Below are 13923 nucleotides of genomic sequence, written 5' to 3' on the forward strand. Positions count from 1 at the left end.
TCAGGCCGGCACGCGCCCCGCCCGCTCGCGCACGAAGGCCACGAAGCGCGCCAGCGCCGGATGCGCGGCCTGCGCGGGCCACACGAGGCTGGTCTCGCACACCGGCAAGGTCACGCGGCGGCGCCCCACGCCCTTGAATTCGTGGACCTGCCGGTAGACCACGCCCGCGCGCCGGAACTGCATCACGCTGTGCGGCACCCAGGCCGCGCCGATGCCGCCCGACACGAGGTTGACGATGGTCTGCATCTGGATCGCTTCCTGCGCCACCTGCGGCGTGCGCCCGGCTGCGTGGTACAGGTCGAAAATCGCGTCGTGCAGCGAGGGCACGATGCGGCGCGGAAAGATCACCAGCGGCTCGTCCAGCACCTCGGCCAGCGGCACGGGCCGCGCCTCGGCCAGCCGGTGCTGGGCGGGCAGCGCGAGCACCAGCGGCTCCACCTCGACCGGCAGGCAGGCCAGCCCCGGCGGCGCGGCGCCCGGCGAATGCAGCATCAGGCCGGCGTCGATCTCGCCGCGCGCGAAGGCTTCGAGCTGCACGTCGCCGGTGGCCTCGACCAGTTCGAGCGCCACCTCGGGGCACAGCACGCGGAACTCGCGCACCCAGGCCGGCAGCTGCTCGAAGCCGACCGTCGAGACGAAGGCGATGCGCACCCGCCCCACCTGCCCTGCCGCCGCCGCACGCGCCCGCGCCGGCAGCGCCTGGGCGCGCGCCAGCAGCTCGCGCACGTCGGGCAGCAACGCCTCGCCGGCCGGCGTGAGCGCCACGCGCCTTCGGGTGCGGTCGAACAGCACCACGCCCAGCGTCTTTTCGAGCTGGGCAATGGCCTGCGTGACCGGCGGCTGCGTCATGTGCAGGCGCTGGGCGGCGCGGCCGAAGTGCAGCTCTTCGGCCACCGCCACGAACTGGCGCCAGGCGCGCAGGTCGATGAGGGCTTCATTCATACGCTGAGCATATCAATCCACGCTTCAAATTGGATTGGAACCAATCAATCAGAAGTCCGATACTTGGCGCTCCCCCTCACGATCTCCCCACGACAGAAGAGACACCATGGACACCAAGACCATCCAGATCAATCGCCGCAGCGCGAACATCACCGAAGGCAAGAGCCGCGCCCCCAACCGCTCGATGTTCTACGCCATGGGCTACGAGGAAGGCGACTTCAAGAAGCCGATGGTCGGCGTCGCCAACGGCCACAGCACCATCACGCCCTGCAACTCGGGCCTGCAGAAGCTGGCCGACGCGGCCATCGCGGGCATCGAGGAAGCCGGCGGCAACGCGCAGGTGTTCGGCACCCCCACCATCTCCGACGGCATGGCCATGGGCACCGAAGGCATGAAGTACTCGCTGGTGAGCCGCGAAGTCATCTCCGACTGCATCGAGACCTGCGTCGGTGGCCAGTGGATGGACGGCGTGCTGGTGGTCGGCGGCTGCGACAAGAACATGCCCGGCGGCCTCATGGGCATGCTGCGCGCCAACGTGCCCGCCATCTACGTCTACGGCGGCACCATCCTGCCGGGCCGCTACAAGGGCCAGGACCTGAACATCGTCAGCGTGTTCGAGGCCGTGGGCCAGAACGCCGCCGGCAACATGAGCGACGAAGACCTGCTCGAGATCGAGAAGCGCGCCATTCCCGGCACGGGCTCGTGCGGCGGCATGTACACGGCCAACACCATGTCGAGCGCGTTCGAGGCGCTGGGCATCTCGCTGCCCTACTCGTCGACCATGGCGAACCCGCACGACGAAAAGGCCAACTCGGCCAAGGAATCGGCCAAGGTGCTGATCGAGGCCATCAAGAAAGACCTGAAGCCGCGCGACATCGTGACCAAGAAGGCCATCGAGAACGCCGTGGCGGTCATCATGGCCACCGGCGGTTCGACCAACGCGGTGCTGCACTTCCTGGCCATCGCGCACACGGCCGGTGTGGACTGGACCATCGACGACTTCGAGCGCATGCGCAAGAAGGTGCCCGTGATCTGCGACCTGAAGCCCTCGGGCAAGTACCTCGCGGTCGACCTGCACCAGGCCGGCGGCATTCCGCAGGTCATGAAGGTGTTGCTCAAGGCCGGCCTGCTGCACGGCGACTGCATCACCATCAGCGGCCAGACCATCGAGGAAGTCCTGAAGGACGTGCCCGACGTGCCGCGTGCCGACCAGGATGTGATCCGCCCGATCGACAAGCCGATGTACGACGAAGGCCACCTGGCCATCCTGAAGGGCAACCTGTCGCCCGAAGGCGCGGTCGCCAAGATCACCGGCCTGAAGAACCCGGTCATCACCGGCCCGGCCCGCGTGTTCGACGACGAACAGTCGGCGCTGCAGGCCATCCTGGCCGGCAAGATCGTGGCCGGCGACGTGATGGTGCTGCGCTACCTCGGCCCCAAGGGCGGCCCGGGCATGCCGGAAATGCTGGCGCCCACGGGTGCGCTGATCGGCGCGGGCCTGGGCGAGAGCGTCGGCCTCATCACCGACGGCCGCTTCTCGGGCGGCACCTGGGGCATGGTGGTCGGCCACGTCGCGCCCGAAGCGGCGGCGGGCGGCACCATTGCGTTCGTGAACGAAGGCGACTCGATCACCATCGACGCGCACAAGCTGGTGCTCGAACTGAACGTGCCCGAAGCCGAGCTGGCCAAGCGCCGCGAAGGCTGGACGCCGCCGGCCCCGCGCTACACGCGCGGCGTGCAGGCCAAGTTCGCGTTCAACGCCTCGAGCGCGAGCTCGGGCGCGGTGCTCGACAAGTTCTGAAGCGGCATCAGCCCATCATCCACGCGCCGTAGCCGAAGGCAGCAAAGCCCAGGCCGACGATCGCGAAGATGGCCCGGGCTTCGAAATCCATCGCAGGGGGAAAGCTCTGCACGACGAAGTGCAGCAGCGCCCCCGCGCCGATGGTGAGAAAACCCGCACCGAACTGCTTCATCGCACTGTCGTCGGGATAGAGAAACACCAGCGCGAAGCCGGCCAGGAACACCACGTTGGCCAGCACCGTGCCGCGCGTGCGCCATTTCTTCTGCGTGGGCGTCGGCTCGCGCACCGGTGCCGGCCGGCCCCTGCGGCCTTCCTTGAGCGCCATGCCGGTGAAGAACAGGCCGAACATCGTCGGGAAGCCGCCGAAGAGGCCCAGCCCCCAGACGATGCCCCACATGTTCTGGAAGTCGGCCACCAGCGCCTGGGCTGGGTCGGCGGTGCTGTAGCGCACCTCGACCGCATCGCCCCACTCCTTGTCCGACAGGCTGCCGCCGAGCCCTTTGACGCGGCGTTTCTGCCCGTCGGCGGCGGTGTATTCGACGAGGGGCGCGCGCGTGGTGGTGACGTAGCCCTTGCTGTCCTTGCTGCGCTCTTCCACGAACTCGACCAGGCTGCCCTGCGTGCTGACCGTGCCCGCGATCGACTGGTAACGCTGCCAGCCCACCGTGACCGCGCCGTACAGGCCGGCGCAACCGATCAGCAAGGCGCCAATGCCGGCGCCCCAGAAGAAGGTCTTGAAACGCCCGACCAGCGCGCCGACGGCCGGCCCGACCAGCAGCGACAGCCCGAAAACGAGCAAGGCGTGGGTGGCGGCTTCGTCGTCCATGGCGCGCGTCCTGTCGGCATGCGGCGCGGGTGACGGAGCCGCGTGGTCAGCGGCGCGGGCGCTGTTGCCCGTTGCTGGTGCGCAGGCCCATGTTGGTCTTCTGACGATCGATGCGCGCTTGCTTGCGCCGCTCTTCGCGCTCGATGACCTTGCGCTTGGTGTAGCCCGACGAATCGGCCCAAGCCCACCAGGCCAGCGCCAGCGCGAACGGGCTCAGCACGATCCACCAGCTCCAGCCGGCGACCATGCCCACTTCGAAATATTTGAGGGCTATACCAAGCAGGCCCAAGAGCAGAAACCACATCGCGAATACCCTCCGAGTTGGTCGGTATCGCCGCCGGTGCGTGTGCACCGCGCTACCTACAATCGCGTTGATCGAATGTAACTCAGCCCTTACGAAAACAGCCCCATGAAAAGAACGATGTTGATGGCAGCCCTGGGCCTCGGCCTCGCGGCGCCCGCCTTTGCCGACCTGGCCCTTGCCACGTCGAAGAACTGCATGAGCTGCCACGCGGTCGAACGCAAGGTGCTCGGGCCGTCGTTCAAGGACATCGCGGCCAAGTACAAGGACGACAAGGGCGCCGCCAACACGCTGGCCACCAAGATCATCAAGGGCGGCTCGGGCGTGTGGGGCCCGGTGCCGATGCCGGCCAACAACCAGGTCAGCGAAGCCGATGCGAAGAAGCTCGCGGCCTGGGTGTTGTCGACGAAGTAATCAGAGAAACGAAGCGCGCGGCGCGCCCGGTCAGATGCTCGGGTTGATGTCGCTGGGCAGCGGGCGGCGCTCGATGCGGTCCTCGAGCTGCCCGATGTGCGCCGCCACTGTGTTGTCGGTCTGGTCCGAACGCAGCTTGACCGCGCTTTCCAGCTGATCCATGCGCGCCAGCAGCGCCGTGTGCCGGTCGGCGTTGTGCGACATGTGCTGCTTCTCCTGCGCTTCCAGGAAGTTGCGCAGCTCGGTGAAGCGCGAGGCCTCGGCCTTGTCGGCGAGGTCGCGCTGGGTCTGCATTTCCTTCGTGTGGCGCTTGGTCTCCAGCAGCACCGAGCTGTGCAGGTACAGCACGTACACGAGGAAGAAGGCCGCAAGCACGGCCGTGAGCCCCAGCATGATCAGCCCCAGCGGCGCCGACACGCTCATGAAGCCCAGCCACACATCGGTGGGTGCGGACAGCGTGCCCCAGTTCAGCGCGGCGAGCCCCGCGATGAGCAGCACGATGACAAAAAGAAAAGCGGATCTCACGCCCATGTGGCGCCTCCTTGCAAACAACCGATCACGATGACAAATGCCGCGCGCCTGTCGTGGCGCGCGGTAACGACATCGGTTTTACCTCAGCAAGGAGCCCGCTTTGGTGCACACGGCCGCACAAACGGCCATGTCCTACACCTCGATACAGCAGGTTCGTGACAACTGTTCCGGATTGGCCGGATTCGGCCAATCGCGGAGGTCAGTTCGTCTCGGACAACTGATCGAGGATCGCCGGATTCTCGAGCGTCGACGTGTCCTGCGTGATCGCCTCGCCCTTCGCAATGCTGCGCAGCAGGCGCCGCATGATCTTGCCGCTGCGCGTCTTGGGCAGGTTGTCGCCGAAGCGGATGTCCTTGGGCTTGGCGATGGGGCCGATTTCCTTGGCGACCCAGGCACGCAGCTCGTTGGCGATCTGCTTGGCTTCTTCGCCGGTCGGGCGCGCGCGCTTGAGCACCACGAAGGCGCACACGGCTTCGCCCGTCACGTCGTCGGGACGGCCCACCACCGCGGCTTCGGCCACGAGGTCGGTCTTGGACACCAGCGCCGATTCGATTTCCATCGTGCCCAGGCGGTGGCCCGACACGTTGAGCACGTCGTCGATGCGGCCCGTGATGCGGAAGTAGCCGCGGTCGGCGCTGCGCACCGCGCCGTCGCCGGCCAGGTAGATGGTGCCGCCCATCTCTTCGGGGAAGTAGCTCTTCTTGAAGCGCTCGGGGTCGTTCCAGATCGTGCGGATCATCGAGGGCCAGGGCCGCTTGATGACCAGCATGCCGCCCGCGCCGTTGGGCAGGTCCTTGCCCGTCTCGTCGACGATGGCGGCCATGATGCCCGGCAGCGGCAAGGTGCACGAGCCCGGCACCAGCGGCGTGGCGCCCGGCAGCGGCGTGATGACGTGGCCGCCCGTTTCGGTCTGCCAGAAGGTATCGACGATCGGGCAGCGCTCGCCGCCGATGTTCCGGTGGTACCACATCCACGCTTCGGGGTTGATCGGCTCGCCGACCGAGCCGAGGATGCGCAGGCTGGTCAGGTCCCAGTTCTTCGGATGCACCTTCTCGTCGCCTTCGGCCGCCTTGATGAGCGAGCGGATGGCGGTGGGCGCGGTATAGAAGATCGAGACCTTGTGCTTCTCGATCATTTCCCAGAAGCGGCCCGCATGCGGGAAGGTCGGGATGCCTTCGAACACGACCTGCGTGGCGCCGGCCGCGAGCGGGCCGTAGGCGACGTAGGTGTGGCCGGTGATCCAGCCGATGTCGGCGGTGCACCAGAACAGGTCTTCGGGACGGATGTCGAAGGTCCAGTCCATCGTGAGCTTGGCCCACAGCAGGTAGCCGCCGGTGGCGTGCTGCACGCCCTTGGGCTTGCCGGTGGAGCCCGAGGTGTAGAGGATGAACAGCGGGTGCTCGGCATTGACCGGCACGGGCGCGCACTCGGTGCTCTGCCCGGCCAGGGCTTCGGTGAAGGTCTTGTCGCGGCCCTCGACGCGGTTCCACGCGGTGGGCGTGCGCTCGTACACGAGCACGGTCTTGAGCGTGTCGCAGCCGCCCAGTGCGATGCCGTCGTCCACGATGGCCTTCAGCGGCAGTTCCTTGCCGCCGCGCAGCTGGTAGTTGGCGGTGATGACGGCCACGGCGCCCGCGTCGATGATGCGTTCCTGCAGCGCCTTGGCCGAGAAGCCGCCGAACACCACGCTGTGGGTGGCGCCGATGCGCGCGCAGGCCTGCATGGCGACCACGCCCTCGATGGTCATCGGCATGTAGATGATGACGCGGTCGCCCTTTTGGATGCCCTGCGCTTTCAGCGCGTTGGCGAACTGGCTCACGCGGGCCAGCAGTTCCTTGTAGGTGACGCGGGTAACGGCGCCGTCGTCGGCTTCGAAGACGATGGCGGTCTTGTTCTCGACGGGGGTGCCGATGTGCTTGTCCAGGCAGTTGGCGCTGGCGTTGAGTTCACCGTCGCCGAACCATTCGTAGAACGGCGCCTTCGATTCGTCCAGGGTGCGGGTGAAGGGCTTCGTCCACTGCAGGTTGTCCTTGGCCAGGCGGGTCCAGAAGCCCTCGAAGTCCTGCTCGGCTTCCTTGCACAGCGCCTCGTAGGCGGCCATGCCGGCAATGCGGGCGCCTTCGGTGGCGCGGGCGTCAGGCGGGAACACACGGTTCTCGACGAGGACGGATTCAATGTTCTTCGATGCGCTGCTCATGCTCTTGTCTCCTGATTGAATGCGGCCGTAATGTCGGGGCACGCACTTACGGGCCACTGACGGGGTCGATGTTAGTTCGCAGGGTTATCACGAGTGCGTCACTGGGAGACCTCTAGAATCGCCCGACTTTTTACACCTGTCTTCTTACTCCCCATGTCCGCCCCCGATCCTTTCGACGCCCGGAACGCGCCCGTACCAGCGCGCAGTTCCCCGCTGAAGCCCCTGCCCCGGCTCATCTTCGCGAGCCGTTGGCTGCAGCTGCCGCTGTACCTGGGGCTGATCGTGGCGCAGGGCGTGTACGTGGTGCACTTCCTGGTCGAACTGCTGCACCTGGTCGAAGCCGCCTTCGGCAACAAGGACGCGCTGCAGGCCTTGATCTCAAGCATCGGCTACAAGACCACAGCCCCCGTCGGCTCGCTCAACGAGACGGTGATCATGCTGGTGGTGCTGGCGCTGATCGACGTGGTGATGATCTCCAACCTGCTGATCATGGTGATCGTGGGCGGCTACGAGACCTTCGTGAGCCGCATGGACCTCGAAGGCCACCAGGACCAGCCCGAGTGGCTGAGCCACGTGAACGCTTCGGTGCTCAAGGTGAAGCTGGCCACCGCCATCATCGGCATCAGCTCGATCCACCTGCTCAAGACCTTCATCAACGCGGACAACTACACCGACAAGGTGCTGATCGCGCAGACCGTGATCCACATCGCGTTCCTGTTCTCGGCCATGGCCATCGCCTACACCGACAAGCTGATGAACGAGGCGGCCGCCGCCAACGCCCACCACTAGGAAGGCGCATCCCAGGCCGGCACTTCGGTGAAGCGCTCGGCCAGGAAATCGAGCAAGGTGCGCAGCGCAGACGGCATGTGCTTGCGCGAGGCGTACACCGCGTACACCCCCAGCACCTGCGGCTCGTGATCGGGAAAGAGCGACACCAGCTCGCCCGATTGCAGCAACCCCGACGTCAGATAGGTGGGCAGCATCGCGATGCCCGCCCCGGCCCGCGCCAGCGCCATCAGGCTGGCCGCGTCGTTGGTCGAGAGGTTGCCGGCCACGGCCACCGAGACCGGCAGGCCGTCGGCCTTGCGCGTGAAGTTCCACAGGCTGCGGCCGAAATACGAGTGCGTGAGGCAGTTGCGCTGCGCCAGCTCTTCCACGCGCTGCGGCTGGCCGTGCGCCTTCAGGTAATCGGGTGTCGCGCAGACCACCGAACGGCACACCGAGAGCCGGCGCGCGATGAGGTTCGGATCGATCTCGGACGACACGCGGATGGCGAGGTCGATGCGCTCGTCCACCAGGTTCACCGCGCGGTCGAGCAGCACCAGGTCCACCGCCACGCCCGGATAACGCCGCACGTAGTCGGCCACCGCGCCGGCCAGCTGCGCCTGCGCGAACGAGGTGCTGGCCGTGATGCGCAATTGCCCGCTCGGCGCCTCGGCCGGATGGCGCACCGCCGCCTGCATGTCGCCCGCAAGCTCCAGCACCTGGCGGCAGCGCGGCAGCAACTCTTCGCCCGCCGCTGTGAGGCTGAGGCGCCGCGTCGTGCGGTGCAGCAGGCGTGCGCCGGTCCATTGCTCCAGTTCGGCCACGTAGCGCGTGACCACCGGGCGGGACAGGTCGAGCTTGTCGGCCGCGGCCGAGAGGCTGCCCGCGTCCACCACGGTCACGAACACTCGCATTGCGTTCAATCGGTCCATTCGAACGATTTTAGGAATAAAGAAGCGCGGAATTCGAGGTATTTCTTTCGAAACCAGAAACCTAAGATGCGGTTCATCCCCTTCCCAACTTTTGACTGGAGTCCCTCATGAGCCACATCGCCATCCTCGGCGCCACCGGACGTGCCGGCGGTCGCCTTCTCGAAGAAGCGCTGCGCCGCGGCCACACCGTGACGGCCATCGCCCGCCATGCCAGCGCCAAGCTGGCAGGCCGTGCCAACGTCAAGACCGTCGATGTCGACGCGCTCGACGCCGCTGCCCTCGAAAAGGCCGTGGCCGGCCATGACGCCGTGTTCAGCGCCGCGCACTTCGCCACGGTGCCGCCCGCAGCCGTCATCGAGCCGGTGAAGCGCGCGGGCGTGAAGCGCCTGCTGGTGGTCGGCGGCGCCGGCAGCCTGTTCGCAGCGCCCGGCCTGAAAGTGATCGACACGCCGAACTTCCCCGATGCCTACCGCGCCGAAGCCACGGCCGGCGGCGTGTTCCTGGACGCACTGCGCAGCGAGAAGAACCTCGACTGGACCTTCCTGTCGCCCTCCGCCGAATTCGTCGAAGGCGAGCGCACCGGCAAGTTCCGCCTCGGCAAGGACGACCTGCTCGTGAGCGCCGAAGGCCGCAGCTGGATCACGTTCGAGGACTACGCGATCGCGTTCATCGACGAGCTCGAGAAGCCCGCGCACTCGCGCCAGCGCTACACGATCGGCTACTGATCGACCGACCGGCAACGAAAAAGGACCCTCGCGGGTCCTTTTTTCATGGGGGCTGCGGAGCGGATCAACGGCCCGTCATGTTCTCCGGCACCACCCACTGGTCGAACTGCTCGGCCGTCAGGTGCCCCGACGCAATCGCCGCTTCGCGCAGGCTCGTGCCTTCCTTGTGCGCCTTCTTCGCAATGTAGGCCGATTTGTCGTAGCCGATGTGCGTGTTCAGCGCCGTCACCAGCATCAGCGAGCGCTGCACCAGCTCCGTGATGCGTTCGCGGTTCGGCTCGATGCCCACGGCGCAGTGGTCGTTGAAGCTCACCATGCCGTCGGCCAGCAGGCGCACGCTCTGCAGGAAGTTGTGCGCCACCATCGGGCGGAACACGTTCAGCTCGAAGTTGCCCGAGGCGCCGCCGATGTTGATGGCCACGTCGTTGCCGAACACCTGCGCGGCCAGCATCGTCACGGCCTCGCTCTGGGTCGGGTTGACCTTGCCCGGCATGATCGACGAGCCGGGCTCGTTCTCGGGAATGCTCAGTTCGCCGATGCCGCTGCGCGGGCCGCTCGCGAGCCAGCGCACGTCGTTGGCGATCTTGTTCATGCTGGCGGCGAGCGTCTTGAGCGCGCCGTGGGCATGCACCAGCGCATCGACGCTGGCCATGGCCTCGAACTTGTTCGGCGCGGTCACGAACGGCAGGCTCGTGAGCTTCGAGAGTTCGGCGGCGACCTGCTCCGCGTAACCCTTGGGCGCGTTGAGTCCGGTGCCGACGGCCGTGCCGCCCAGCGCCAGTTCGCACAGGTGCGGCAGCGCGGCGCGCACGTGCGCCTCGCCGTGCGCCAGCTGCGCCACGTAGCCCGAGAACTCCTGGCCCAGCGTGAGCGGCGTGGCGTCCTGCAGGTGGGTGCGGCCGATCTTCACGATGTCGGCGAAGTCTCCGGCCTTCTTCGCCAGCGTGCCGCGCAGCTTGGCGATGGCGGGCAGCAGCTTGTGCGTGATGGCCTCCACGGCCGCCACGTGCATGGCAGTGGGGAACACGTCGTTGCTCGACTGGCTGCGGTTCACGTCGTCATTCGGGTGCACCAGGCGCCCTTCCCCGCGCTCGCCGCCGAGCAGTTCGCTGGCGCGGTTGGCCAGCACCTCGTTGACGTTCATGTTGCTCTGCGTGCCCGAGCCGGTCTGCCAGACCACCAGCGGGAACTCGCCCGGGTGCTTGCCGGCAATGACCTCGTCGGCCGCGGCCACGATGGCATTCGTCTTCTTCTCGTCCTGCAGGCCCAGCGCGTGGTTGACCACCGCCGATGCGCGCTTGACCTGGGCCAGCGCCTTGATGATCTCGCGCGGCTGCTGTTCGCCGGAGATGTCGAAGTTCTGCAGCGAGCGCTGCGTTTGCGCGCCCCACAGCTTGTCGGCCGGCACGTCGATCGGGCCGAAGGTGTCGCGCTCGGCACGGGTCTTGGGAGAAGTCGTCATGAGAAAAATGGCTCCGCAGTCTTGGATGGTTGCGCCGCTTATCGGGCGCGATGCCGAGTATGGTCTCGATAAGAATGGCTCGCATCTGACGAGGCCTTTCGCCCGGGTCCCACAGACACGATACGCCTGCGGGTTGACTCGCGTCATGCCAAAAAGTTATAATTAGCGGCTTCCGACGACCAACAAGTCATGTTGGTCACCCTTGCACTACTCGCGGATCTGCGAATCCCGTCGCGGTGCAAGGCCCTTCACGCCGGGCCCAGCCCGGCAAACCGGCCGGATCTTTTTTCCGGCCCCATTGCCACGTCACGCTCATCCAGGCGGCGCCCCTCGACCAGGCCCGTTGTCTGCGAATGAAGCATCCGGCGGGCACTGGCTTCGTCGCCAAGTCGTCTTCAGTGCCTGTCGGCAGCCCTCGGGGCTCGCCGGGCCATTGCATGCGCATGCGCAATCTTCATGCGCGCTGTCGGGCAGCTCCCTCATCGGGCTGATGGCGTGGCCGTTGCCGCCCTCCGGGGCGGTGCTGTGTCCACCCTTCACTCAAGGAGCCCCGGCATATGGCCAAAGGAATTCTCATCGACCATGTCTTCAAGGTGTTCGGCGACTCGCCCGAACAAGCCCTCGAGCTGGTCCGCCAAGGTTTTTCCAAGAAGGAAATCCTGGCGAAGACCGGCCAGTCGATCGGCGTGTTCGATGCCACCTTCGAGATCCAGGCCGGCGAGATCTTCGTGATCATGGGCCTGTCGGGCTCGGGCAAGTCGACGCTGGTGCGCCTGTTGAACCGGCTCATCGAGCCGACCGCCGGGCGCATCGTGATCGACGGCGCCGACATCAACGAGCACTCCGACAGCAAGCTGCGCGCACTGCGCCGCAAGGACATCAGCATGGTGTTCCAGTCGTTCGCGCTGATGCCACATATGACGGTGCGCGAGAACACCGCCTTCGGCCTGGAGCTGTCGGGCACGCGCAAGAAAGACCGCCTCGCGCAGGCCGACCTCGCGTTGGCGCAGGTGGGCCTCTCGGGCTGGGGCGACAGCTACCCCGACGAGCTCTCGGGCGGCATGCAGCAGCGCGTGGGCCTGGCGCGCGCGCTGGCGTCCGACCCGTCGATCCTGCTGATGGACGAGGCCTTCTCGGCGCTCGACCCGATCATCCGCACCGAGATGCAGTCGGAGCTGCTGCGGCTGCAGCAGGTGCAGCGGCGCACCATCGTCTTCATCTCGCACGACCTGGACGAAGCCATGCGCATCGGCGACCGCATCGCGATCATGAAGGACGGCCACGTGATCCAGGTCGGCACGCCCGACGAGATCCTGCGCACCCCGGCCGACGACTACGTGCGCAGCTTCGTGCGCGGCGTGGACGCGGCGGCGGTGTTCAAGGCGGCCGACATCGCGCGCAAGTCGCTCACCGTGGTGTGCGAGCACCCCGAGCGCGGCGCGCGCGCGGCGCTCAAGCTGCTCGAAGACCAGGACCGCGACTTCGCCTACGTGACCAGCCCGACCAAGCGCTTCCTGGGCGTGGTGTCGGCCGACACGCTGCGCGGTGCGCTCGACGGGCATTCGGGCCCGCTCGGGTTGCAGCACGCCTTCCTCGAGGACCTGCCGCGCATCGACGCCGAAGCCCCCGTGGCCGGCCTGATCGGCCAGCTCGCGCAGGCGCCGTGCGCCCTGCCGGTCGTGGCCGTCGACGGCCGCTTCTGCGGCGCGATCAGCAAGACGACGCTGCTCAAGTTCCTCGACCGCGACACGCCGCCGATCGAACCCGTCTCGCCGCACGCCGCGCCCGCACTCGCCGCCGAGCCGCACTGAATTCACGAAGGACCTTGAACGATGAACGACACCACATTGCCTTCCGACCTGAACGCGCCCCTGCTGGACACCCCCGTCCTGGACACGCCCGCCGCGCCCCCTGTTGCCCTCGATCCGTGGGAAGCGATCTCGGCCGCACCTGACACCTCGACCGCCAGCGCCTGGCTCGACGCGCCGGCGAACACCGCGCACGCCCTCGCGGGGCAGGCCGACACCGCCACCAACGGCTTCGCGCTGCACCGCCTGTGGGACGGCTCGCTGCCCGTCGAGGCCTGGATCAACCAGGGCCTGGGCTGGGTCGTCGAACACTTCCGCCCCTTTTTCCAGACCGTGCGCCTGCCCATCGACAGCACGCTCAACTCGGTGCAGGGCCTGCTCACTGCCCTGCCCGCGCTGCCGATGATCGCGCTCATCGGCCTGCTCGCCTGGCAGTTCGCCGGCCGCGCGCTGGCCATCGGCACCGTCGTGTCGCTGATGCTGGTGACCATGCTCGGCATCTGGCCCGAGGCCATGGTCACGCTGTCTTTGGTGCTGACGTCACTGGTGTTCTGCATGGTCATCGGCCTGCCGCTGGGCGTGCTGCTGGCCAGCAACGACCGGGCCCAGCGCGTGATGCGCCCGGTGCTCGACGCCATGCAGACCACGCCGGCCTTCGTGTACCTCGTGCCGGTGGTGATGCTGTTCGGCATCGGCAACGTGCCGGGCGTGATCGTGACCATCGTCTTCGCGCTCGCCCCGCTGGTGCGCCTGACCAACCTGGGCCTGCGCCAGGTGCGGCCCGACCTCATCGAGGCCGCGCGCGCCTACGGCGCCTCGCCCTGGCAGATGCTCGTGAAGGTGAAGCTGCCGCTGGCCATGCCGTCGATCATGGCCGGCATCAACCAGGCGCTGATGCTGTCGCTGTCGATGGTGGTGATCGCTTCGATGATTGCCGTGGGAGGCCTGGGCCAGATGGTGTTGCGCGGCATCGGCCGGCTCGACATGGGCCTGGCCACCGTCGGCGGCCTGGGCATCGTGCTGCTGGCGATCACGCTGGACCGCCTGACGCAGGCCATGGGCAAATCGCGCCGCAGCGCCGGCCATCGCTGGTGGTACACGGGACCGGCCGGCCTTGCGCTGCGCACGCTGCAGCGCCTTGTCGGCACGCCCTCGCGCGGCTCGCACGCCGACGACGCCGTGCCCGCCCTTTCCACGCCAGCGCACTGACCGTCACGGA

Annotated in this window: 13 protein-coding genes; 6 read left to right on the forward strand and 7 right to left on the reverse strand. The window is 67.4% G+C overall.

Annotated elements, in window-relative coordinates:
• On the reverse strand, positions 1 to 942 hold the full coding sequence (locus tag AC07Q9_RS10900) for a LysR family transcriptional regulator (protein ID WP_139703735.1): 942 nt from the start codon (positions 940 to 942) through the stop codon (positions 1 to 3).
• Positions 943 to 1048: 106 nt separating this feature from the next.
• Here AC07Q9_RS10900 and ilvD point away from each other — a divergent pair, with 106 nt between their 5' ends.
• Positions 1049 to 2743 carry a dihydroxy-acid dehydratase gene (gene ilvD / locus AC07Q9_RS10905; protein ID WP_495299810.1) on the forward strand — a complete coding sequence of 565 codons (1695 nt, stop codon included), beginning with the start codon at positions 1049 to 1051 and terminating at the stop codon, positions 2741 to 2743.
• Positions 2744 to 2750: 7 nt separating this feature from the next.
• On the opposite strand, the gene AC07Q9_RS10910 is transcribed toward ilvD, so the two are convergent.
• Positions 2751 to 3569 carry a DUF3592 domain-containing protein gene (locus AC07Q9_RS10910; protein ID WP_495309328.1) on the reverse strand — a complete coding sequence of 273 codons (819 nt, stop codon included), beginning with the start codon at positions 3567 to 3569 and terminating at the stop codon, positions 2751 to 2753.
• Between the two features lie 46 nt (positions 3570 to 3615).
• Positions 3616 to 3873 carry a TIGR04438 family Trp-rich protein gene (locus tag AC07Q9_RS10915; RefSeq protein WP_101492947.1) on the reverse strand — a complete coding sequence of 86 codons (258 nt, stop codon included), beginning with the start codon at positions 3871 to 3873 and terminating at the stop codon, positions 3616 to 3618.
• Between the two features lie 105 nt (positions 3874 to 3978).
• Between AC07Q9_RS10915 and AC07Q9_RS10920 the strand changes: the two genes are divergently transcribed.
• Positions 3979 to 4284 (forward strand): c-type cytochrome, encoded by a 306-nt coding sequence (locus AC07Q9_RS10920; protein ID WP_062482639.1) that lies wholly within the window; start codon positions 3979 to 3981, stop codon positions 4282 to 4284.
• 30 nt (positions 4285 to 4314) lie between these two features.
• Here the strand turns inward: AC07Q9_RS10920 and AC07Q9_RS10925 are convergent, their stop codons facing one another.
• Together AC07Q9_RS10925 and acs are read right to left on the reverse strand one after the other, a co-directional pair.
• Positions 4315 to 4815 (reverse strand): Signal transduction histidine kinase, encoded by a 501-nt coding sequence (locus AC07Q9_RS10925; RefSeq protein WP_070060479.1) that lies wholly within the window; start codon positions 4813 to 4815, stop codon positions 4315 to 4317.
• Positions 4816 to 5014: 199 nt separating this feature from the next.
• Positions 5015 to 7012, reverse strand: coding sequence for an acetate--CoA ligase (gene acs / locus AC07Q9_RS10930; protein WP_495309329.1), 1998 nt, complete (start codon positions 7010 to 7012; stop codon positions 5015 to 5017).
• Positions 7013 to 7165: 153 nt separating this feature from the next.
• Between acs and AC07Q9_RS10935 the strand changes: the two genes are divergently transcribed.
• The gene (locus AC07Q9_RS10935; protein ID WP_495309331.1) at positions 7166 to 7801 is read left to right on the forward strand and encodes a YqhA family protein; all 636 of its coding nucleotides are present in this window, start codon (positions 7166 to 7168) and stop codon (positions 7799 to 7801) included.
• Here the strand turns inward: AC07Q9_RS10935 and AC07Q9_RS10940 are convergent.
• Positions 7798 to 8709 carry a LysR family transcriptional regulator gene (locus AC07Q9_RS10940; protein ID WP_492695947.1) on the reverse strand — a complete coding sequence of 304 codons (912 nt, stop codon included), beginning with the start codon at positions 8707 to 8709 and terminating at the stop codon, positions 7798 to 7800. The two genes, AC07Q9_RS10935 and AC07Q9_RS10940, sit on opposite strands and share 4 nt — an antisense overlap.
• 107 nt (positions 8710 to 8816) lie before the next feature.
• Between AC07Q9_RS10940 and AC07Q9_RS10945 the strand changes: the two genes are divergently transcribed.
• The gene (locus AC07Q9_RS10945) at positions 8817 to 9434 is read left to right on the forward strand and encodes an NAD(P)-dependent oxidoreductase (RefSeq protein ID WP_495309332.1); all 618 of its coding nucleotides are present in this window, start codon (positions 8817 to 8819) and stop codon (positions 9432 to 9434) included.
• A 64-nt stretch (positions 9435 to 9498) separates the two neighbouring features.
• Here the strand turns inward: AC07Q9_RS10945 and fumC are convergent, their stop codons facing one another.
• Positions 9499 to 10896 (reverse strand): class II fumarate hydratase, encoded by a 1398-nt coding sequence (fumC, locus tag AC07Q9_RS10950; RefSeq protein WP_495309334.1) that lies wholly within the window; start codon positions 10894 to 10896, stop codon positions 9499 to 9501.
• 557 nt (positions 10897 to 11453) lie between these two features.
• Here fumC and proV point away from each other — a divergent pair.
• Positions 11454 to 12707 (forward strand): glycine betaine/L-proline ABC transporter ATP-binding protein ProV, encoded by a 1254-nt coding sequence (proV, locus tag AC07Q9_RS10955; RefSeq protein ID WP_159271970.1) that lies wholly within the window; start codon positions 11454 to 11456, stop codon positions 12705 to 12707.
• 21 nt (positions 12708 to 12728) lie between these two features.
• A complete protein-coding gene (proW, locus tag AC07Q9_RS10960; protein WP_495309337.1) occupies positions 12729 to 13913 on the forward strand; it encodes a glycine betaine/L-proline ABC transporter permease ProW in 1185 nt (394 codons plus the stop codon).
• The last annotated feature ends 10 nt before the right edge of the window (positions 13914 to 13923 follow it).

Source organism: Variovorax sp. GW821-FHT09A10, assembly GCF_059418385.1.

What these genes read in the sequence shown, in the direction of transcription:
- AC07Q9_RS10925 (WP_070060479.1), bottom strand. Translation starts at nt 4,815, where the DNA reads ATGGGCGTGAGATCCGCTTTTCTTTTTGTCATCGTGCTGCTCATCGCG.
- proW (WP_495309337.1), top strand. Translation starts at nt 12,729, where the DNA reads ATGAACGACACCACATTGCCTTCCGACCTGAACGCGCCCCTGCTGGAC.
- ilvD (WP_495299810.1), top strand. Translation starts at nt 1,049, where the DNA reads ATGGACACCAAGACCATCCAGATCAATCGCCGCAGCGCGAACATCACC.
- AC07Q9_RS10915 (WP_101492947.1), bottom strand. Translation starts at nt 3,873, where the DNA reads ATGTGGTTTCTGCTCTTGGGCCTGCTTGGTATAGCCCTCAAATATTTC.
- fumC (WP_495309334.1), bottom strand. Translation starts at nt 10,896, where the DNA reads ATGACGACTTCTCCCAAGACCCGTGCCGAGCGCGACACCTTCGGCCCG.
- AC07Q9_RS10920 (WP_062482639.1), top strand. Translation starts at nt 3,979, where the DNA reads ATGAAAAGAACGATGTTGATGGCAGCCCTGGGCCTCGGCCTCGCGGCG.
- AC07Q9_RS10940 (WP_492695947.1), bottom strand. Translation starts at nt 8,709, where the DNA reads ATGGACCGATTGAACGCAATGCGAGTGTTCGTGACCGTGGTGGACGCG.
- AC07Q9_RS10945 (WP_495309332.1), top strand. Translation starts at nt 8,817, where the DNA reads ATGAGCCACATCGCCATCCTCGGCGCCACCGGACGTGCCGGCGGTCGC.
- proV (WP_159271970.1), top strand. Translation starts at nt 11,454, where the DNA reads ATGGCCAAAGGAATTCTCATCGACCATGTCTTCAAGGTGTTCGGCGAC.
- acs (WP_495309329.1), bottom strand. Translation starts at nt 7,012, where the DNA reads ATGAGCAGCGCATCGAAGAACATTGAATCCGTCCTCGTCGAGAACCGT.
- AC07Q9_RS10910 (WP_495309328.1), bottom strand. Translation starts at nt 3,569, where the DNA reads ATGGACGACGAAGCCGCCACCCACGCCTTGCTCGTTTTCGGGCTGTCG.
- AC07Q9_RS10900 (WP_139703735.1), bottom strand. Translation starts at nt 942, where the DNA reads ATGAATGAAGCCCTCATCGACCTGCGCGCCTGGCGCCAGTTCGTGGCG.
- AC07Q9_RS10935 (WP_495309331.1), top strand. Translation starts at nt 7,166, where the DNA reads ATGTCCGCCCCCGATCCTTTCGACGCCCGGAACGCGCCCGTACCAGCG.